Raw genomic sequence first — 19,703 nt, forward strand, 5'->3', positions numbered from 1 at the left:
CCACTCCGCCCCTATTCAAGGTTTCCACGCCATGTCCAGCATCGCCATCGAGGGCTTTCGCCCCGCCCTGCAACAAAATGCCCACTGGTCCCACACTGACCGGCGCGCCGACGCTCTGTTCCTGACCTTCGCCCTGCCCGAGGGCAGCGACCTTGCACGCTTGCAGGCGAGCCTGGCGCAGGTGCTGGAACAGCAGGAAATTCTCCGCACCCGACTGCTGGCTAGCCCGGGCATGCAGCAGCCGGTGCAGGTCATCGCCGAACAGTTGCAGATCGACTGGCGCGAAGTTGCCGACGATCTGACGCCGCCGGCACTGCACCGTTTGCTCAGCGAAGCGCTCGTGGAGGCCAGCCTGGCCGTTGCCGTCATTCGTGGCGCAGTGCTGCGGGCCTGCCTGGCGGTGCCGGCCGCCAACGCCGACCACAGCACCCTGCAACTGCTGCTCAACGCCTGGCAGGCGGCGTACCAGGGCCAGCCAACGGACGAGGAAGCGGTGCAATTCGCCGACTTCGCCGAGTGGCAATTCGAACACCTGGGCAGCAGCGACAGCGACGCCGGACGAGCCTTCTGGCAGCGCCAGCAAGCCGCCGACCAGTACCTGATCCAACACCCGTTTCAGCGCTGCGAAGCAACGGCGCCGGCACAGCCGAGCTGCCTGATACAGACCCCGGACGCAGCGTTTCAGGATCACATCCGCAGCGCCCTTGCCGGCCTCGACGCTTCGGCTGACGCGCTGTTCGGCTGGTGCTGGGCACTGTTGCTCAAACGGCATCTGGGGCAGCCGCAGGTGTTGCTGGGCTGGGCGCACGATGGTCGTAACAGCGCCACGGCGAACGCCTTCGGCCCTTACGGCAAGTCCTTGCCGCTGCGCCTGGAGCCGGATGATCAGGACGATTTGGCCAAGGCCCTGGCGGCATTCGCGCAGGTGCTTGAGCAGGCCCGCACCTGGCAAGAAGAGTGGCCGGCCCTGACGCCGGACACGCCGTTCGGCTTCCGCCTGCGCCAGCCGCTGGCCTCGGCCTGGCCGGTACTCGCGGTGCAAGGTGAACGCTGTGCGCATTCGCTGCTGCTGGAAGTACTGGATCAGCCCGAAGGCTTCAGCTTCCAGCTGCACTACGATGCCAGCCGCCTCGACGCCGATGCCGCCGGACTGTTGCTCGACCAGTTCATCAGCCTCTGCCAGCAGGCCAGCGCCGCCAGTCAGCAAGCATTGGGCGAATCCTCAGGCATCAGTGCCGCGCATCAGGCCTGGCTCGCGGCGCTCAACCACACCGAGGTGCAGCAGCCAACGCCGGCACTGCTCCACCAGTTGTTCGAACAGCAGGTCGCTGTCCGCCCCGAGGCCATTGCGGTCAGCCACGGCGAGGCGCAACTGAGCTACCAGGCGCTGGAGACACGGGCCAATCAACTGGCGCACCAACTGCGCAACACTGGCCTTGCACCGGGTCAGGCCGTCGGTCTGTTTATGGGCCGCAGCCTTGAGGCGATCGTCGGCATTCTCGGCATTCTCAAGGCCGGTGGCGCCTACCTGCCGCTGGACCCGAGCTACCCGGCCGAGCGCCTGAGCGACATGCTCGAGCAGACCCGCGCGACCCTGTTGCTGAGCCTGAGCAGCCTTGAAAGCCGCCTGCCCCAAGGCGACTACAGCACCCTGTGGCTCGACCGTCTCGCCGAGCAGGACCTGCCCGTGCAGCGTCCCGCGCCGGTGACCGACAGTGACAGCCTGGCCTACCTGATTTTCACCTCCGGCTCCACCGGCCGGCCCAAGGGCGTGATGGTCTCGCACCGCAACGCCGTGCACTCGACCTCGGCGCGCCTGCTCGCCTACAAGGAACCGCTGCAGGCGTTCCTGCTGGTGTCGGGGCTGGCGTTCGACAGTTCGGTGGCCGGGCTGTTCTGGACCCTGACCCAGGGCGGACAACTGTGCCTGCCGCAGGACGATCAGGTGCAGGACGCCCTGGCCTTGGGCCGCTTGATCGCCGCCCGGCAGGTCAGCCACACGCTGATGCTGCCGTCGCTCTACGGGCAAGTGCTGGAACAGGCCGCCGACCAACTGGGCAGCCTGCGTTGCGCCATCGTCGCCGGTGAAGCCTGCCCGGCCAGCCTGGCCCGCCAGCACCAGCAGCTGTGCGCCCAGGCGCAGTTGTACAACGAGTACGGCCCGACCGAGGGCACCGTGTGGTGCAGCTATTACCGCGCCCGTGGTGACGAACAGGGCGTGCTGCCGATCGGCAAGGCGATCGCCAACATGCAGGTGTACGTGCTCGACGCCCACTTGCGCCCGGTGGCGGCTGGAGTCAGCGGCGAAATCTACCTCAGTGGCGCCGGCATCACCCAGGGCTACCTGGGCCGCGCGGACCTGAGCGCCGAGCGCTTCCTCGACAACCCGCTGAACCCAGGCGCCGGCCGTCTCTATCGCAGCGGCGACCTCGGGCGGGTCAACGCCCAGGGCGACATTGAATTCCTCGGACGCATCGACGACCAGGTGAAGATTCGCGGTTTCCGTATCGAACTGGGCGAGATCGAAGCGCGCCTGCTGACCCATCCCGGGGTGCGCGAGGCCGCCGTGGTCGCCCGCGCCAACGAGCTCGGCGACACTGAGCTGATCGCCTACGTGGTGGCCCGTGACGTCTGCCCGGGGGCCATCGCCTTGCAAGCGCACCTCGGCCTGCACATGCCCGAGCACATGGTGCCGAAGACCTACGTGATGCTCAGTGCCTTCCCGCTGACACCCAACGGCAAGCTGGACCGCAAAGCCCTGCCGGCTCCGGTGCGCGAGCGCCAGGCCAGCTACCGGGCGCCGCGCAACGAACGCGAAGCCTCGCTGGCGGCGCTGTGGGCCGAGGTGCTGGGGGTGGAACAGGTGGGCCTCGACGATAACTTCTTCGAGCTCGGCGGCCATTCGCTGACCGCCACCCGGCTGGTCTCGCGCCTGCGTAGCAGCCTGGGTATCGAGGTGCCGGTGCGGGCGCTGTTCCAGCACTCGACCCTCGGCGCGTTCGTCGAACAAGCTCTGCCGAAGGCCGTGGCCTCGACGCTGCCCGCGATCACCCCGCAGCGTCGCGAGACGCCCCTGCCGCTGTCGTTCGCTCAGGAACGCCTGTGGTTGTTCGACCGCTTGCATCCGGGCAGCACCACTTACAACGTGCCTGAAGCCGTACGACTGCGAGGTGCGCTCGACCTGCCGGCCCTGGAGCACAGTTTCAGCGTGCTGCTGCAGCGCCACGAAAGCCTGCGCACCACCTTCGTCCTCACGACCGCCGGGCCGGCGCAGCAGGTACAGGTGGCCGAGGACTTTGCCTTGAGCCTGATGGACCTTAGCCGCTTGCCCGTCGCCCAACGCGACCTGCGCCTGCAACAGGAACTGCAGACCCAGGCCGCGCAGCGCTTCGATCTCGAGCGCGGACCGCTGCTGCGGGCGGGCGTGGTGCGACTGGCGGCGGACGAACATGTGCTGTGGCTGACCCTGCACCATATCGCCTTCGATGGCTGGTCGATGCGCGTGTTCACCCGCGAGCTGATCGCGCTGTACAGCGCCTTCAGCAGCGGCCAACCCTCGCCGCTGGCCGAGCCACAGCTGCAATACGCCGACTTCGCTCAATGGCAGCGCCGTGAACTGAGCCCGGCGGCCCTCAAGCCGCAACTGGACTTCTGGCTGCACCACCTGGGCGAGGACCACAGCCTGCTGCAACTGCCCTGCATGCTGCCGCGCCCGGCCCTGCCCAGCCATCGCGGCGCCGAGCACAGCCTGGTGCTCGACCCGCCGTTGAGCCAGGCCTTGCACGCCTACAGCCGCGAACAGGGCTGCACGCTGTTCATGACCCTGCTGACTGCGTTTAACGTGTTGCTGGCCGGCCACAGCCAGCAGTCGGCGATCCGCATCGGCATCCCGATTGCCAACCGGCATCACCATGAGCTGGAGGGGTTGGTGGGCTTCTTCGTCAACACCCTGGCGCTGCGCACCGACCTGTCTGGCAACCCGCAGTTCGACAGTCTGCTGCACCAAGTCCGCGACAACCTGCTGCATGCCCATGCCAATCAGGACCTGCCGTTCGAGCAATTGCTGCAGGCCCTGCCAGGTGCCCAGCAGCACGGTGTGCCGCTGATCCAGGTGATGTTCGACCTGCATCAGGAGCGAAACTTGCGCTCGTCGGCGTTCGGCAACCTGAGCATCGAGCCGCTGAAGGAAGACCATGGCAAGCGCAGCACGCTGTTCGACCTGATGCTGGATGTCAGCGAGCGCGAAGAGGGCTTGATCGCCACCTTCACCTACAGCACTGACCTGTTCCAGCCGGCCAGCATCGAGGCCTTGGGCGAGGATCTGCGGACCCTGCTCGAAGCCCTTCCCGGCCAGCCGGCGGCGTCGTTCGAGACGCTGGTGCAACGCTTGCAGCCACAGCCCGTGGCGCAGACCGGACAACCTGAGCCGGCCCGTCAACAGGTGGCGGCGCTGGTGTGCGAAGTGCTGGAACTGGAGGTGCTGGATGAGCAGGCGCAATTCTTCGAAGTCGGCGGAAGTTCACTCAAGGCCGTGCTGCTGTGCGCGCGAGTGCACCAGTTGTGGGGTACTCAAGTACCGGCGCACCTGGTGTTCCTCAACCCACGCTTGGAGGACCTGCTGAACGTGCTGAGCCGCTACCGCCACGCCAGCGTTTGACCCGCAACCAGCCTGCTGAAGCGCATCAACTTCATCGCCAGCAGGCTGGCCCACAAAGGCATGTAATAGACCACAATCCCTGTAGGAGCGCTCCCCTCGGATGCATGCCTCCACTCAGCCTTCTGTAACGGGGCCGGTGGATCAAAATCAAAAGCAACCGAGGCGGCCTACCGGCCGGCCTATTCTGGAAGGACGGCGCCGCTCACAAACCCTGTAGGAGCTAGCCTGCTAGCGATGGGGCCGCCCGCCACACCGCATCAGCTTAATAGGCATAGTGCGACGATTCGACAGGCTGCCCGGCATCAAGCCTTCCCCCAGTACAACAACAGCGCAACGCTCAAGCCACAAGGCAACAGCGCCAGCACCCAGAACAGCGTGCCCATGGCCAGCCCCAGGTCGGCCTGGCTCACCCACCATGCCAAACCCGACACCAGCAAGGCCGCCACCCGCAGGCCCCGAGTGCCGGGGAACGGGCGTGGTGTCATCACCCGCTGCCAATGCACCGACTGACTCAGAGCCAGCAGCGCCAGGCCCAGCAGTTGCAAGCCGAGGACCGCGACGCTGACCAGTGCCTCAAGCATCCTTGACCTCCGCCAACCGCTGCGCCCTTACCCCGCCCCTGCGCAAATGCCAGCCCAAACTGCACGCCACTACCGAACAGGCCAGCAGCGTCAGGTCGACCCCGGCCACTGCCCACAGCCCTTGATCTAGCGCGCGCCACGGGTGATCGCCGGTGCTCCAGGCATTGGACAGCAGCGCCAGTAACGCCAGGGCACTGATCGCCAGACACTGGCTTGCCCAAGGCGCGCGGGCCTGGGCGCAGCGGCCGATAACCCATGCGGCGTGTAACCCGGCCAGCAGCCAGGCGCTGAAGAACAACTGCACCTCCCACTCGGCACGCCCGGCCAACGCCTGGGGCAGCCAACGGTTGGCCACCAGCATCGCCAGGGTGGCCAGGGGCATGCCGGTGATCAGCACGCTGCACAGCAGGGTCACCGACATCCCGCCCCACTCCCGGGCAGGGTGTTGCAGGCGGCGCTTGGCCAACCAATAGAGCAGACCGCTGGCGAGCATTACGCAACCGCTGAGGCCGGCGAAAAAGTACAGCGCGCGCAACGCCGGCTGGTGGAAGTGCGCCACGTGCAAGCCGGCCAGCACATCCAGGGTCGCGGCCGCTGGCGGCAGTTGCGATGCATGCAGCAACCGGGCGCTGGCAGCGTCGAAGTACAGGGTGTGACCGTCCACACTCAGGCTGTCGGCGACACTGCGGCTGATCTCGACATAGGCGTTGGCGTCGCCCGGGTGCCAGACCCGGACGAAAGCCGGCTCTCCACCGCCCCAGTGCTGGCGCGCCTCGACCAGCATGCCGTCGAGCGAGGCCATTGGCCCTGGGTTGCCAGTCGCCGGGCGGCTGTAGGCGGCGTCGGCCTGTACCGCGAACTGCCCGGCCTGGCCGGGGTACAGCGCGTCGATGGCCGCCGGCAGGTACAACGGGAAGAGAATCAGCAGACCGCTGAGCATGATCAGCGCATGAAACGGCAAGGCCAACACCCCGGTCAGGTTGTGCAGGTCGAGCAGGCGCCGGGGAGCCTTGTCGGCACGCAAGGTGAACAGGTCCTGAAACAGCCGCGCATGGATAAAGACCCCGGCGATCAGGCTGATCAACCCGACCATGGCGGCCAGTCCGAGCAGGCGGGCGCCGAGGTTCCCGGCATGGATATTCAGGGTGTAGTGCAACCGGTAAAAGAAGTCGCCGCCGCGGCTGCCGGCAACCTCCAGCGCGCCCTCCTTGCCCGGCAGCAGGAAACGGCTGAAGCCTTCGCGCTCGACGCTCCAGGCCTGGAAGCGCATCAGCGGGCGGCGCGCGTCGGGCAATTCGACGTACCACTGCAACAGCGCCTTGCCCTCGCTGAGGCTGGCAACCTGGGGCAGCACCTGGCGATCCAGCGACAGCGCGGTGGTCGATGGTGCAGCGCGCAACGACGGCAGCATCCAGCTGTCCAGCTCGCGGTCGTACAAGGCCAGGCTGCCCATGAAGAAAGCGATCAGTAAAAGCCCGGAAAAGCCCAGGCCCAGGACCCGATGCGCCCACAGCATGGCCTGGCGAACACTGTCGAACATCAGCCCGTCCCGACCAGCACGCGCTGCGTGGCCAGCAGCGCCACCGCCAGGCCGCCCAGCCACAGGGCGTTACGCCGGGCCCGGCGGGCGCAGAGCAACCACAGCACCAGCGCCGGGTACAGCACAAAGGCGGCGATCGAACTGCTCAATACCGCCTCACTGGGTGCTTGCCCCAGCCACGCCAGGCCCAACGCAACCTGGGCGCTGAGCGCCCAGGTGAACAGGTAGGCCAGCAGCAGCGCCAGCAACAGCCATAGCCCACGCTGCCAACCCTGGGTGCGGGCCTGGTTCGAAGCAGGTCGTTTCACTCTGGTCTCCTTGGTGGGAAAAAGTTGGGGCTGGCGGGTAACGCCAAGGGTATTCACGCAGGATGATTGTAGGAGCAGCCTGCTCGGGAAGAGGCCGGTACTTCCGGCATATGCATCGCCTGACACACTGCCAACGCGACGGTGCGACGATTCGACAGGCTCGCTCCTACAAAAGAAAAGGCCAGCGATGCCCCCTCGGCCAAGTATGCCGGCTGGGCGCACCGCTGTCGTGCGTCAGAACTTGGCGCGCAGGGTCAGGGATACCGCGCGTGGATCACCGAAGATGTTGCCGTCCTGGAAGGTGTTGATGCGCTGGTAGTACTTCTTGTCACCCAGGTTGGTGCCCAGCAGGTCAGCCGACAGGTTCTCGTTGATCTGGTAGCCGACACCCGCGTCATACAGGGCGTAGCCGCTCTGCCGCAGCTTGGTGCCGTCCATATCGATGCTCGGCACGTCGAGCTTGTTGAACGTTTCGCTGACCGCACTCACGCCACCTTGCACGCTCCACTTCTCCAGTTCGCCAGGCAGCTTGTAGAGGGTCCAGACGCGCAGCATGTTCTTCGGCAGGTAGGTCTGCAGCTGCTCGTTGGCGCTGTCGTAGCGCTTGTAGGTGTGGGTGAAGTTGGCGGTGAGGAACCAGTCCGGGGTCATCTGGCCGCTGACTTCCATCTCGAAGCCGCGAGTACGGGCCTTGCCACCGGCTTCCACGGCGCGCGACGACGGGTCGTTCATGTCCGGGATGGCGCGGTTTTCTTCCTCGATCTGGAAGGCGGCCAACGAGGCGTTGACCGCGCCGTCGAGGAACTCACCCTTGATCCCCACTTCATGCTGCGTGCCTTCGATCGGCGCGATGATGTTGTTGTTGATGTCCAGGTTGCTGACCGGCTGCGGGTTGAATACCTCGGCGTAGTTGGCATACAGCGAGTAGGTATCGTTGAGGTCGTAGATCAGGCCGTAGAACGGGGTGAACTTCTGCGACTCGCTCTGGCTGCTCTTCTCCGACGGCGAGCCCGCTTCAGGCTGGTGCTGGCTGCGGTGCATGTCGAGCCAGGTGACGCGACCGCCGAGTACCAGGGTCAACGGGTCGGCCAGGCTCAGGCGCATGTTGCCGTAGACCGCTTTGGCGCGGCTGTTGGCAACGCTGGTAGGCAGGCGATCGTCGTCGGGGAATTCCGGGTACGCGAAGTTCGCCTGTGGGTCGTAGAGGTCGACGTCGCCGAGGAAGTTGGAGAAGTAGCCGCCGTTGGAGGAGAACTCCGAACGGGAATAGTTGGTCCCCACCAGTAACTTGTGCTCGCGGCCGAACAGGCTGAATGGGCCGTCGGCGTACAGGTCGACTTCGTCCTGCTTCTCGCGGTAGTCGAACATGATCGAGTTCATCGACACCAGGTTGTCCGATGGATCGATACCGCCACCATTGCGCGCGTAGGCCTGGGTCAGGTCATAGTTGTTGTCGGCGTGACGCACCGACAGTTTGGTTTTCCAGTCGCCGCCCAGATGGTGTTCGAGCTCGGTGAACACCGAGGTGCTCCAGAAGTAATCGCGGTTCCAGTTGGCACCGTAGAAGTTCTTGCGCGATACATCCGGCAGCGACATCGCCGGCTTGCCATCACTGCCGGTGTAACGGAATGCCGGCAGCGAACGCTGGGCGCCATTGATGTCGGTGTTCTGGTTACTGGCACCGATGGTCCAGACGGTGTCCGGGGTCAGGTCGATGTCGACGATGCCGTAGACCTGGCTGGTCTCACGCTTGCCACTGCCGTCGTAGGGGAACGCGGTTTTGTTTTCGCTGAGTACCAGGCGCCCACGAATGTTGCCGGTTTCGGTCAACGGGCCGGTGACATCGACCATGCCCCGGTACGCGTCCCAGGAGCCGGCGCTGATTTCCGCCGACACGGCCGCATCGGCCATCGGGCGCTTGCGCACCAGATTGATACTGCCGCCCGAGCCGCCAGCGCCAGTCAGGCTACCGGCCGGGCCCTTGAGCACTTCGACGCGGTCGTACATGGTCAGGTCCGGGGACAGGAAGATCCGGTTGTCCATGGTGGTCGGCGTGCCGTCCAGTTGCAGCGAGGTGATCTCGAAGCCACGGGAGAAGAAGCTCAGGCGGCTGGCGTCGATGCGCTGCACGGTCACGCCGCCGACTTTGCCCAGGGCATCTTCGAGGGTGTAGAGGTTCTGCTTCTGGATGCGCTCCTGGCCGATGACGTTGATGGTCTGCGGCACTTCTTTGAGGCTCAGCGGCACCTTGGTCCCCACCGACACCGTCGGCGCTTCGGTCTGCATGCCGACGATGGATTGCTCCGGCAGCGTGATCGACGCCGGCGGCGCCTGCTCCTCGGTGTTTTCTTCGGCCATGGCCATCGGGGTGAGCAGGATGCTGCTGCTCACCAGAGGAGCCAGCAGCCAATTCCCCGCCTTGATTGGCTGACGCCCCAGTTTCAGTTGGTACATACCACGAGCTCCTTTACATGGCCTTGCGGACCATTTGTTTTTTTAAGTGTTGTGCGACAGAAATCGGCCCTGCTACGCGCTCACCGGACGCTCGCAAGGCGTCTCCGGGGCGGTGCTGACGGTGCTGTGATCAAAGGGGTAAAGCTGTCCGCCGTCGCACTTGAGTACGCGGTCGGCGATGGAGAAGTAGTGGTCGTCGTGGCTGATGGCGATGATGGTCTTGCCCAGGGCCTTGAGCTCTGGCAACAGCTCGCGATAGAAGAACGCGCGGAAACCCGGGTCCTGATCGGCGGCCCATTCGTCGAGCAACAACACCGGCCGCTCCTCGACCAGCGCCACCAGCAGCGCCAGGCGTTTGCGCTGGCCCTGGGACAGACGCGTGGTGGACAGCCCGCCCTGCGCGTCGATGCTGACCTTGCGCTGCATGCGCAGGCGTTCAAGCCAGGCCTGGGCCAGCAGTGGGTCGAAGTCACCGCGTGGGCCGACCAGGCGCTCGAACAGGTAGAAGGTCGAGAACACCGTGGAAAAGTGCGCCCGATACCAGTCGCGCAGTTCTGGCGTGATAGTTACGCCTTGCAACTTCAAGGTGCCGGCGCTGGGTTCGTAGAGCCCGGTGAGCAGCTTGGCCAGGGTCGACTTGCCACTGCCGTTGCCGCCGACGATGAACAGGATTTCGCCCCGGGCGACGCTCAGGTTCACTGGCCCCAGGCGAAAGCCGTAATCGTCGGCCTGATGCGGGTAGTCGTAGCCCAATCCTTGCAGCTCAAGCAGCGGCTGGTTGATATCGGCTTCACCGCTGAAAGTGCTGAATTCGTTGCGATACTCGGCAAAGGCCAGGGTCTGGATCTTCGCCAGCGAGACATTGCCAGCCACCAGCGTCGGCAGGCTGCCGATCAGGTCGTTGAGCGGCATGCGCAGGAACATCAGCACCAGCACGAAGGCGCCGATCACCCCATTGCCGACCCCAAGCCAGGTCCCGGCGGCGAACAGTCCGCCGGCCAGGGCCAGGATCAGCGCTGCGGTCCAGTTCAGGCTCAAGGTCCAGTAGCGGTCGGCGTGCACCTCGTTGCGCCGGGCAAACTCGGCCGCCGGCTGCAGGTCGAGGGCGTAGAAGCGCTCTTTGCGTCGGGCATTCAGGGCCAACTCGAAACGCCCCTCGATTGCCCCCTGATAGGCGGCATACAGGCGGTCGTCGGTTTCGCGCACCTGTTTCATCAGCTCGCGCATTTTCGCGAACCAGCCGTTCGCCAGCCAGGTCCCCAGGCCCAGGCCGACCACGCAGATCAGCAGCAACGGCCAGGATAGCCAGGCCATGTACAGGCAGCCGCCGAGCATCAGCACCAGGTTGTAGAACACGAACGGCATGCGGTTGAAGGCCTGGCCGATGCTGACGATGTCCTTGCTCAGGGTCGCGTAGAGGCTGGCTTCGCCGATTTTTTCCAGTTGCTCGATGGAGGTGTCGAGCAGGCGCTTGACCATCTGCAGGCGCAATTCGTAGACCACCCGGTGGCCCAGCGCGGTGAGCAGTGCCTGGGCGCCGAAACCACAGCCAAACAACAACACCAGCAGACCGAAGAACGTCGCCCCCAGCGTCGCGTCCATGCTCGTGCTGCCGGCGATCAACTGGTTGATCTCGTTGATCAGGCCGATACCGGCCGCCGCGCTGACCAGGCTGGCCAGCAGGCCCAGGCCGAGCAGGCCGCGATGACGCTTGAGCAGTGACAGGAACAGGGGCATGGCAAATCCTCGGGGCGGGCCGTGCGCCGGCCCTAATGGTTCACTCGAAGGCGAGCAGCAGTTTTTCAATCTCGGCCAGTTCATCCACCACCGGCGTGGCGCAGGCCTGCTCGATCAGCGCGGCCATGTCGGCCAGCACCGGGTTGGCAAACAGCTGGGCCAGGGCCACATCGCAAGCGAACTGCTGGCGAATCCGCGCCTGGATCCGCACCAGTTGCAGGGACTGCGCACCGAGGCGGAACAACTCGGCGCGCGGGGCGATCGGCCACAGGCCCAGCACCTCGCGCCAGATCTGCGCCAAGCCCTGTTGCCAGGGCCCGCTCAGCGGTTCGTCGTCAGCTGCGTCGACGCCCTCCCACAGCGGCTCGGGAAGCGCCTTGCGGTCGACCTTGCCGTTGGCGTTCAGCGGCAGGCTATCCAGCACCACGAATGCGCTCGGCACCATGTAGGCCGGCAGGCTCAGGCGCAGTTGCTGCTGCGCCGCGAGCGAGTCAAAGCGGGTCGCATCCAGGCACAGGTAAGCCACCAGCAGGTCCTGGCCGGCCGCTGCCTGACGCAAGGTCACCACGGCCTGTGACACCCCTGGCAAGGCCACGAGTGCGCTTTCGATCTCGCCCAGTTCAATGCGGAAACCGCGCAGCTTGACCTGGAAGTCGCTGCGCCCGAGGAACTCCAGGCTGCCATCGGCGCGGTAGCGTGCGCGGTCACCGGTGCGGTACAGCCGACTGCCGGCCTGCGCGCCCGGAGCCGATGGCTGCGCAAAGGGATTGGGCACAAAGGCGGCGGCGGTCAGCTCGGGGCGATCGGCATAACCGCGGGCCACGCCAACGCCACCGATGTACAGATCGCCGGCGACACCGATGGGCTGCGGTTCGAGGTGGTCATCGAGGACGTACAGGCGGTTGTTGTCCAGCGGCCGACCAATCGGCTGGGTCGCCGCGCTGACTTGTTCGACCGCTTGCACCGATGACCAGACCGTGGTTTCGGTGGGGCCGTAGACGTTCAGCAGGCGCACCTGGCGCGCCAACAGCCGCTGGGCCAGCTCGGCCTTGAGCGCTTCGCCGCCGCACAGTAAACGCAGACCGGCCCAGGCTGGCGAGTCGTGCTCGACCAGCATCTGCCAGGTCGCGGGCGTGGCTTGCATGACATTGATGCGATGACGCTCCATCAACCCCAGCAATGCCGCCGGATCGAGGCTGTTGGCACGGCTGGCCAGGACCACGGTGCCGCCGTGGACCAGTGGCAGGAACAGCTCAAGGCCGGCGATATCAAAGCCCAGGGTGGTCACGGCCAGCAACCGCTCGCCAGCGCTCAGTTGCACGTGGGCCTGGATACCATGGAGGAAATTGACGAACGCCTGGCGCTCGATGTCGACGCCCTTGGGCCGCCCGGTAGAGCCGGAGGTATAAAGGGTGTAGGCCAACTGCCGTGGATGCACCGGCAGCCCAAGACGACTCTGGGGCAATTGGGCCAAGGCTTCGTCAAGGGTTTCCAGCAGCACCACTCGACCTGATTCGCCCACGACAGGCTGCAAATTAGCGCGGGTCAGTACCAACCGTGGACGCGCCTGTTCGATGATGTCGCTGTTGCGCGCAGCCGGTTGCCCGGGATCGATCGGCAGGTAGGCACCGCCGGCCTTGTGCACGGCCAACAGCGCCACCAGCAGCTCGGCTTCGCGCTCCAGGCAGATGCCGACACGCTCATCGCAACCCACGCCATTGGCCACCAGCCAATGGGCCAGGCGGTTGGCCCGGGCGTCGAGGTCGGCGTAGCTCAGGGGCTGCTCGGCACAGATCAGGGCGCAGCGCTGCGGTGCAGCCGCCACCTGCCGTTCGAACAGCGCGAGCATGTCTTCGCCCGGCTGCAGAGCCTGCTCACTGGCGTTCCACTGTTCCAGTTGCTGCTGGCGTTGCCCATCGTCAAGCAGCGGCAACTGCCACACCGGCGTCTCGGGCTGACTCATCAGACCGTCCAGCAGCAAGCCGTAACTGGTGGCTAAACGCTCGATGGTGGCTGGGGCGAACAGCTCCAGGCTGTACTCCAGTTCACAAAAGATCCCTTCAGCGCGAACCGCGACATCCAGGGTCAGGTCGAACTTGGCGCTGTCCCGGACCGGCAGCACGCGCTCGACTTGCAAGCCGTCAAGGGCGAAGTTGACCGCCGCCCCGCTGCTCAGATTGAACATCGCCTGGAACACCGGAGTGCGGCTGACATCGCGTTCGACCTCAAGGTGTTCAAGCAGCAGCTCGAACGGCAGTTCGGCGTGCTGCAAGGCCTTCAGCGACTCGTCGCGCAGGCGATCACACAGCGCGCGACCCGTCAGCTGCGGCTGCAGATCGACCCGGTACACCAGGGTATTGACGAAAAAGCCCAGCAGGTTGTCGAGCTCTTCACGATTGCGTCCGCCATGGGGCACGCCCACGGCGAAGGTTGGCTGGCCGCTATAGCGGGCCAATAACACTTGCCACGCGGCCAGCAGGATCACCAGGGCGCTGCTCGAACGGCTGCGGCAGAAAGTCTGGATCCGCTCGGCCTGCGCGCCCGGCAGTTGCCAGCGCAAGCGTTGTCCGCGCTGGCCTGGCTGCGCCGGGCGAGGAAAATCCGTGGGCATTTCCAGCACCGGCACCTGTGTGCCCAGGTACTGCTTCCAATAGTCGAGGTCGACCTCGTGCTCGGTGCCTTGCAAGCGCTCGCGCTGCCACAGCGCGTAATCGATGTACTGCACCGGCAGCGCTGGCAGGCGCGAGGTGTTGCCGCGCAGCCCCTGGGCGTAGGCGCTGGCCAGGTCGGCGACGAGGATCGGGTTGGACCAGGCATCGCTGACGATGTGGTGCATCTTCAGCAGTAGCCCGTGGCTCGTCGCGTCATAGCGGATCAGCTCGACTTTGAGCAAGGGCGCCTGGGACAGGTCGAAGGCGCGGTCATCCTCGATGCCCAGCAAGCCCTGCAGATGCTCGCGGCGCTCGCCCTGCGCCACGCCACTGATGGAGCGCTGCTGCAGGGCAAAGGCTGTCTCGGCCAACATTTCCTGGCGGGGTTCGCCGTCGACTTCGACGAAACGGGTGCGCAGCACGCCGTGGCGCTCGACCAGGGCGGCGAATGCCTGTTGCAGGGCCTGGACATTCAGTTCGCCGTCGAACAAAAAAGCGCGGGTCAGGTTGTAAGCGGTGGAAAGCGGTGCCAGGCGCTGCAGGAACCACAGGCGCTGTTGGGCAAACGAGAGCAGCTGCGGACCGTCATGGACACGCGCCACGAGCGGGTTGAGCTGGGTTTGGGCGTCGCCTTGCAGCAAGGCAAGCAGCGCATCATCGATATTGTCCATCGGCACTCAGATGTCCCTAAAAAACCCGACCAGTTTTGCGGATGCGATCTTAGGAGCAAATGATAATTAATGTCAATTGAGCTCAAGGCTCTCGGTTTTACGTCGTTAGCACCTTGCTGAACGATGTTCGTGGTAATGCGTAGGAGGATTCGCCAGTAACCTCGGCTTATGCGAATCTGCCGGGCGTTTCACCTGAAACCACCCTATGCAATCAAGGAAGAATCAACATTGAAAACAGCTCTCGGCGCCCTGCTGCTGATCGGCCTGTCTGCCACCACCCTCGCTGACACCCACCCCATCGCCTTTTACCGCACCACCCTGGCGGACCCACAGCGGCCGCTGGAAATGGTGGTCTGGTACCCGGCGAACACCACTGCAAAGGCACAATTGATCGACGACAACCCGGTGTTCGTCAGTGCCTCTGCCGTGCGCGACGCGCCACCCACCGCTGGCGAGCATCCATTGGTGGTGTTGTCCCACGGTTATCGCGGCAATTGGACCAACCAGATGTGGCTCGCCACGGCCCTGGCCGATCAGGGCTACATCGTCGCGGCAGTCAATCATCCCGGCAGCACCACCCACGACCGCAGCCCGCAAGCCGCAGCGCAGTTGTGGCAACGGCCGATTGACCTGCGTCGAGCGATCGCAGCGGTGCAGGCAAAGCCCGAGCAATTTGGCGCGGTCGCACCGCAGCGCATTGCCGTGGTCGGCCACTCCCTCGGTGGCTGGACCGCACTGGAGATTGCTGGCGCACGTTTCGACCCCGAGCGTTTCGCCGAGGACTGCAAAGTCCATACGAATCTCAGCAGTTGCAGGGTCTACCAACAGATGAACCCCGCCAGCACCGCGCAGGCAAAGGCCCAGTTGGCGGCGGACAGACGCTACCCGGCAGTCACCGCCATCGTCTCGCTGGACCTCGGCCTGTCACGCGGCATGACCGACGCCAGCCTCGCGACGCTGCCGGTGCCGACCCTGGTGATTGCCGCCGGCGCCCCCTCCGACGATCTACCCGCGCAACTGGAATCCGCCGACCTGGCCAAACGCCTGCCAGCGGCCAGCACCCGTTATGTCGAGATCAAAGACGCCACTCACTTCAGCTTCGCGTCGATTTGCAAACCGGGCGCCATTGAAATGCTGGAAGAAGATGCACCGGGTGATGGGGTCATTTGCCGGGATGGCGAGAACGCACGGTCGCGGGAGGAGATTCAGCGGGAGGTGGTGGGGTTGGTGACTGATTTTCTGGCGAAGGCTGCGCCGCGGACGCCTTAAAAGGAAAAAGCCTGGCAACCCGGTGCTGTGAGGAGTGGGATCTTCAAAATTGTTTGAAAGCGGAGACAGGCCGCAGCGCGATTTTTCCAGAAGCTGACCGTTCAGTTGGCAGCACTGTTCAACCGCTGCAGCTCAAGTTGCCTGGCAGCACTGGCCTCAAGGTTCAAGCGCTCCTGATCCAGATAGCGATAGATGCTTTGGAAGTTGGCAATTTTCTCTTTGATTTGCGCCATCTTCCTTTCAATCAGCTTGGCGCCTTCAGCACAATCGATCAGCTGGTTGCGCTGGGCCTGCAGGATCTCGCCGATTTCCCCCAGGGAAAAACCCATGCTTTGCGCGCGCTGGATAAACACCAGATCCTGCAGGGTTTGTTCGGTGTAACGACGGTAGTTGTTGGTTTGCCGCAGCGCTGAGATCAGACCGATTTGTTCGTAGTAACGCAACGTGTGACGGCTGGCGCCGCTGCGGGCCTCGAGTTCGCCGATTTTCATGAAAAACACCGCTTGACTGTAGAGTTGGGTCGATAGTTTACGCTTGATTTCTAACCTTAAACAGGAGCTGGAAAATGAGCGTGGAGTGCTTTGTCACCGGGGGGACCGGCTTCATCGGTCAACATTTGCTGGCGAACCTGAGTGCAAAAGGTCACACCGTTCGGGTGTTGATGCGCCGCCCCGAGCGACTGGCAGCCCTGCGCGAGCAAGTCGACCAGTTGGGCGGCAGCGGCAGGCGAATTTTTGCTGTGGCGGGCGATCTCGAACAGGACAACCTGGGACTGAGTCTGGCTGACCGGGAAGTGCTGAGGCAGGCCGTCGTGGTGTTCCACCTCGGCGCTCATTTCGCCTGGGGGCTTACAGTCGAGCAATCACGAGCGGTGAATGTTCAAGGGGCAAAGCGCGTGGCGTTGCTGGCGGCTGAGCAACACAGCCGGATGGTGATGATCGGCGGCTACATGCTGAAAAATCATCAGCACCTGCAACGCATCGGCATTGATCCTCATCATCCGCAGCGCACCGATTGGTCTGCCGTGTACCGGCGCGTCGGTGGTTATGAGGGCAGTAAGCTGGAGGCGCATTTCGCGACCCTCGAGCTGATGGCGGCCAAGGGCGGCGAGATCACCGTGGTCCACCCTTCCACGGTCTGTGGTCACAGCCGCACCGGGCATATTCTTGAAGGTCAGCCGCTGGTGGACCTGATCCGCAACCTGGTGCAGGGAAAACTCACGGCAGTGCCCGGCAGCGCCAGGCATTGGCTGCCCCTGGTGACTGTGGATCACCTGGTCGAGCTGGTGGCGGTGAGTGCGTTTGATCCGGCCATGGCGGGTCAGGAGTTGCTGGCGCTGGATGACCAGACGCCCAACTTGCGTGAACTACTGGTACAGGTGGCACGACCCGTTGGCGTGAAATCTCCCCGGTACCACATTCCGCTGCCCGTGCTGAAGCTGCTCCTGAGCATTGCGCCCGTTGCGCGATGCCTCAACTCAAAACCCGAAGCCCTGGACTTTATCCAGACCACTCGATTTGATACCACGGCGCTCGAGCAATTTGCCAAGCGGCATGGCATCGCCAAACCGGATATAGGTCAGTCGGTGCTGCACACGGCGAGGTTCGTCAATTTGTATTACGTCGCCAAGGGCCAGGCCCGCTGACGGCTGATTCGCACCTCAACGCCGTCGATCCAGAGCGGCATTCCACCGAATAAACCATCAACAACAGGGATCGTTATCCATGCAATCGACTTTCAGCAAAGGCGTCGTCTTTGCGCTCTGCGCTGCGGCACTGAACGCCACCATCGGTGTACTCAGCAAAGTACTGATGAGCAGTGGTTTCAGCGCCAGCAGTGTGGCTTTCATCAAGACCGTTTTGGGTTGCCTGCTGCTGTCGAGCCTGTTGTTTTTCCTCAGGCGTCCGGGGCCGTCGATTAAATGGACTCAGGCGGCCATCTGCGCATTCCTCGGCATCTTTGTGCTGTTCCATTTCGAAACCGCCGCCTACCGACACTACGCGGCCGCCGGTGTGGTGGTGATACTGATGGCCAGCGCGTCGATCTCCTCGATCATTCTGGGGCGGATGTTTCTTAAGGACGCCATCACCGCCAACGCCACCGTCGGCGCCGCACTGGCGATCGCCGGGATCGCGGTAATCTTCGGCGCCGACCTGCAGCAAGGCTTTACCCTGCAAGGTGCCGCGCTCGCCGCCATGGGCGGCTGCGGCTATGGGGCCTTTTCGGTGGCCATGAAGCGGATGGGCGTGTCCGGAGGACTGCACTTCACCCGCCAATTGCTGTTCTTTGGCAGCCTGTACCTGCTGATGCCGGCGGCGGCCGACGGTTTCGCGATCGGCGAGCTGTCGCCGTTGGCAATCGCCGCCCTGCTGGCCCTGGCCACGCTGCCGACCATCCTCGGTTTCTTCTGCACCACCAAGGCCATCGAGTATCTCAAGCCCTCCCAGGTACAGGCACTGGAGCTCACCGAACCCCTGTTCGCTGCCCTGCTGGCGTTTGTCGCGCTCAACGAAGTACCCCGCGACAGCCTGTACGCGGGAGCGACGCTGATCATCGCCGGGCTGTGTTTCTCCAACGAATTGATTCGTTTGGGCAGGAAGGGAGCTGTGGCTTCGACAGAGTGAGTTGTTTTGAGATGCCAGGGACGTTGCAAACCAGCGTTATATGGTGGTTTGAGCGACTGAAGGTTATTGGCCGATTTCAGCTTTTGGCGACAGGCTGAATTCGGCCGATTCTGTTGAAAAAGTCGGTCTGCACAAACTGCCTGACCATTGACGGGTGAAAACGCCTTTTTTGCACGCTGCTAACGTGAAATCCGCGCCTGGAAGCCTCTGCTAAAAGTAAAGATTTCAATCTCGGACGCGTACTTTTCCGACGCGCAAACCATGCCCCAGGCGCTTGACGAACGATGAGTACGCCTTCGGTATCACTACGGACAAGGCTGCGGTCACCGATGTTTTCGCTGTCCAAATGCACCACCTGAGCAATGACATCACCTTTCCTGACCCGCTCTCCCGGGCTTTTTTCATAGACCACAATGCCTGCCGCCGGGCATGGAATATGAGAGGCGGCTTCCAGTGGAGGACACGCCATGAATACCGCTACTAGATCCCGCCATCAGCCTTGGAACAAGGGAAAGCTTGTCGGGCAGAAAGCCCCGCTCCGAATCAGAGATATCTGGGCCATCCGGATCAGACTCCAGCTTGCAGAGAAGACACGTGATTTGGCGCTTTTCAACTTGGCCATCGACAGCAAACTACGTGCCTGTGACTTAACCAAGCGGCGAGTCCGAGACATCGCCCATGGGGAGCATGTGTCGTCACGGGCCATCGTGATGCAGCAGAAAACTCAGCATCCAGTGCAATTCGAAATCACTGAACAAACCCGAACGGTATTGGAAGCTTGGAGGCATCGGGCGCGTCTCCGAAGCGAGGACTTTTTGTTTCCGAGCCGCTTGCACGACTCAGACCATCTTTCCACCAGACAGTACGCTCGAATAGTCAAAGCGTGGGTGGCCGCGATTGGCCTTGACCCAACCATGTACGGTACTCACACGCTACGGCGAACCAAGGCATCGTTGATCTATCGCAGGACGAAGAATCTGAGAGCTGTCCAACGCCTGCTTGGTCATACGAAACTCGAAAACACTGTCAGGTACTTGGGCATCGAGGTCGATGATGCTTTGGAAATGGCGGAGCAGACAGAGGTTTAACCAACACTGCGACGGTCTGAGCCAGACCGTCGCTATCCGGCCAGGAGCGGTCGCTCACTATCTCAGAAATTCTGGGCGATTCAGTCTCAGAAAGTCCCTCTACAACCTCTGCCGAACCCTTGT

12 protein-coding genes are annotated in these 19,703 nt (G+C 63.8%); 5 read left to right on the forward strand and 7 right to left on the reverse strand.

Features of this window, described 5'->3' with window-relative positions; all coding sequences use genetic code 11:
• Nucleotides 1-31: 31 nt before the first annotated feature.
• The gene (locus tag NR126_RS26050) at nt 32-4,657 is read left to right on the forward strand and encodes a non-ribosomal peptide synthetase (RefSeq protein ID WP_256832293.1); all 4,626 of its coding nucleotides are present in this window, start codon (nt 32-34) and stop codon (nt 4,655-4,657) included.
• Nucleotides 4,658-4,959: 302 nt separating this feature from the next.
• On the opposite strand, the gene NR126_RS26055 is transcribed toward NR126_RS26050, so the two are convergent.
• From NR126_RS26055 to NR126_RS26080, 6 genes are all read right to left on the reverse strand, one after another.
• The gene (locus tag NR126_RS26055; RefSeq protein ID WP_256832294.1) at nt 4,960-5,238 is read right to left on the reverse strand and encodes a DUF3325 family protein; all 279 of its coding nucleotides are present in this window, start codon (nt 5,236-5,238) and stop codon (nt 4,960-4,962) included.
• Complete coding sequence (locus NR126_RS26060) at nt 5,231-6,778, reverse strand: PepSY domain-containing protein (RefSeq protein ID WP_256832295.1); 1,548 nt, start codon at nt 6,776-6,778, stop codon at nt 5,231-5,233. The genes NR126_RS26055 and NR126_RS26060 overlap by 8 nt, the downstream gene beginning before the upstream one ends.
• Complete coding sequence (locus NR126_RS26065) at nt 6,778-7,086, reverse strand: hypothetical protein (protein WP_105755309.1); 309 nt, start codon at nt 7,084-7,086, stop codon at nt 6,778-6,780. Before NR126_RS26065 ends, NR126_RS26060 begins: the two co-directional genes overlap by 1 nt.
• 234 nt (nt 7,087-7,320) lie before the next feature.
• Complete coding sequence (locus NR126_RS26070; protein ID WP_027618462.1) at nt 7,321-9,540, reverse strand: TonB-dependent siderophore receptor; 2,220 nt, start codon at nt 9,538-9,540, stop codon at nt 7,321-7,323.
• A 72-nt stretch (nt 9,541-9,612) separates the two neighbouring features.
• A complete protein-coding gene (locus tag NR126_RS26075) occupies nt 9,613-11,277 on the reverse strand; it encodes a cyclic peptide export ABC transporter (protein ID WP_051550524.1) in 1,665 nt (554 codons plus the stop codon).
• A 40-nt stretch (nt 11,278-11,317) separates the two neighbouring features.
• Nucleotides 11,318-14,599, reverse strand: coding sequence for an amino acid adenylation domain-containing protein (locus tag NR126_RS26080; RefSeq protein ID WP_256832296.1), 3,282 nt, complete (start codon nt 14,597-14,599; stop codon nt 11,318-11,320).
• 228 nt (nt 14,600-14,827) lie between these two features.
• On the opposite strand from NR126_RS26080, the gene NR126_RS26085 reads away from it, so the two are divergent.
• A complete protein-coding gene (locus NR126_RS26085) occupies nt 14,828-15,868 on the forward strand; it encodes an alpha/beta fold hydrolase (RefSeq protein WP_256832297.1) in 1,041 nt (346 codons plus the stop codon).
• Between the two features lie 101 nt (nt 15,869-15,969).
• Here NR126_RS26085 and NR126_RS26090 read toward each other — a convergent pair whose 3' ends face one another.
• Nucleotides 15,970-16,359, reverse strand: a complete 390-nt coding sequence (locus tag NR126_RS26090; RefSeq protein WP_027618465.1) for a MerR family transcriptional regulator — start codon at nt 16,357-16,359, stop codon at nt 15,970-15,972.
• 74 nt (nt 16,360-16,433) lie between these two features.
• On the opposite strand from NR126_RS26090, the gene NR126_RS26095 reads away from it, so the two are divergent.
• From NR126_RS26095 to NR126_RS26105, 3 genes are all read left to right on the forward strand, one after another.
• Nucleotides 16,434-17,513, forward strand: coding sequence for an SDR family oxidoreductase (locus NR126_RS26095; protein ID WP_105755313.1), 1,080 nt, complete (start codon nt 16,434-16,436; stop codon nt 17,511-17,513).
• 79 nt (nt 17,514-17,592) lie between these two features.
• Nucleotides 17,593-18,492, forward strand: a complete 900-nt coding sequence (locus NR126_RS26100; protein ID WP_256832298.1) for a DMT family transporter — start codon at nt 17,593-17,595, stop codon at nt 18,490-18,492.
• Between the two features lie 467 nt (nt 18,493-18,959).
• Nucleotides 18,960-19,580, forward strand: coding sequence for a tyrosine-type recombinase/integrase (locus NR126_RS26105; RefSeq protein ID WP_256832299.1), 621 nt, complete (start codon nt 18,960-18,962; stop codon nt 19,578-19,580).
• Nucleotides 19,581-19,703: the final 123 nt, after the last annotated feature.

The sequence above is a fragment of the Pseudomonas sp. Pse1 genome (assembly GCF_024519635.1).
Lineage (GTDB): Bacteria > Pseudomonadota > Gammaproteobacteria > Pseudomonadales > Pseudomonadaceae > Aquipseudomonas.

What these genes read in the sequence shown, in the direction of transcription:
- NR126_RS26080 (WP_256832296.1), bottom strand. Translation starts at nt 14,599, where the DNA reads ATGGACAATATCGATGATGCGCTGCTTGCCTTGCTGCAAGGCGACGCC.
- NR126_RS26070 (WP_027618462.1), bottom strand. Translation starts at nt 9,540, where the DNA reads ATGTACCAACTGAAACTGGGGCGTCAGCCAATCAAGGCGGGGAATTGG.
- NR126_RS26100 (WP_256832298.1), top strand. Translation starts at nt 17,593, where the DNA reads ATGCAATCGACTTTCAGCAAAGGCGTCGTCTTTGCGCTCTGCGCTGCG.
- NR126_RS26050 (WP_256832293.1), top strand. Translation starts at nt 32, where the DNA reads ATGTCCAGCATCGCCATCGAGGGCTTTCGCCCCGCCCTGCAACAAAAT.
- NR126_RS26090 (WP_027618465.1), bottom strand. Translation starts at nt 16,359, where the DNA reads ATGAAAATCGGCGAACTCGAGGCCCGCAGCGGCGCCAGCCGTCACACG.
- NR126_RS26055 (WP_256832294.1), bottom strand. Translation starts at nt 5,238, where the DNA reads ATGCTTGAGGCACTGGTCAGCGTCGCGGTCCTCGGCTTGCAACTGCTG.
- NR126_RS26105 (WP_256832299.1), top strand. Translation starts at nt 18,960, where the DNA reads ATGAATACCGCTACTAGATCCCGCCATCAGCCTTGGAACAAGGGAAAG.
- NR126_RS26075 (WP_051550524.1), bottom strand. Translation starts at nt 11,277, where the DNA reads ATGCCCCTGTTCCTGTCACTGCTCAAGCGTCATCGCGGCCTGCTCGGC.
- NR126_RS26060 (WP_256832295.1), bottom strand. Translation starts at nt 6,778, where the DNA reads ATGTTCGACAGTGTTCGCCAGGCCATGCTGTGGGCGCATCGGGTCCTG.
- NR126_RS26095 (WP_105755313.1), top strand. Translation starts at nt 16,434, where the DNA reads ATGAGCGTGGAGTGCTTTGTCACCGGGGGGACCGGCTTCATCGGTCAA.